At 73.9% G+C, this 801-nt stretch carries 1 protein-coding gene; it reads right to left on the reverse strand.

Features of this window, described 5'->3' with window-relative positions; genetic code table 11:
* Positions 1-801 (reverse strand): SpnB-like Rossmann fold domain-containing protein (locus TR48_RS44140; RefSeq protein WP_042375654.1); only part of this gene is annotated, 801 nt, incomplete at both ends.

Genomic DNA, 801 nt, shown 5'->3' on the forward strand with positions numbered 1-801 from the left:
GGCGGCTGCCTCCCCACGCGACGCCCGCACCAGACGACGACCGAACACACCCGACGCACGGATCGCGACCTGGTCCTCACCCGCAACACCGGCCAGCACGCCCGCCAGGCGGGACAGCACACGATCATCGATCGTCTCCGGGAGGTCAACCAGACCACCCCAGCGCTCCGGATGCTCCAGAGCCACCACCCGGCCCAGACCCCATACCCGTGCGTGCGCGGGATCCATCAGCCGGTCCGAGCGGCCGGTCGACACCGCGCCGCGCGTCACGCACCACAGCGGCGCGTCGACACTCGCATCGCCCAGCGCCTGCACCAGGGTTGCGGCGGACGCCGGGTCCTGGTCGGCCATCGGCAGCCACAGCACGCCGGACACGGCGCCGACATCCACCGCAGCGCCCACCTGCTCGGCCAGCACGGCACGGTCGGCGACATCCAGCTCGACCTGGCGGACGTCCACGCCCCGGCCGGCCAGCATGCTCAGCGTGCCGGACACGGCCGGGTCCTCGGCGAGGCCCGCCGGGATCACGGCCAGCCAGGTCCCCGACAGCACACCCGACGCAGACTCGGTGACCGGCTTCCAACTGTCGCGGTAGCGCCAGCCGTCCACGACGGACTGCTCCCGGCTCTGCCGGCGCCAGGCCGAGAGCGCGGGCAGCACCGAACTCAGCGGCTGGTCCCCGTCCAGGTCGAGGGTCGCGGACAGCGCCTCCAGGTCGCCGCTCTCGACGGCCTCCCAGAAGCGCGCGTCCACCGCGTCGACGGGTGCCGCGATCGCCGCGACCGTGCCGTCCGACTCCAG

The sequence above is a fragment of the Streptacidiphilus neutrinimicus genome (genome assembly GCF_000787815.1).
GTDB classification, from domain to species: Bacteria; Actinomycetota; Actinomycetes; order Streptomycetales; family Streptomycetaceae; genus Streptacidiphilus; species Streptacidiphilus neutrinimicus.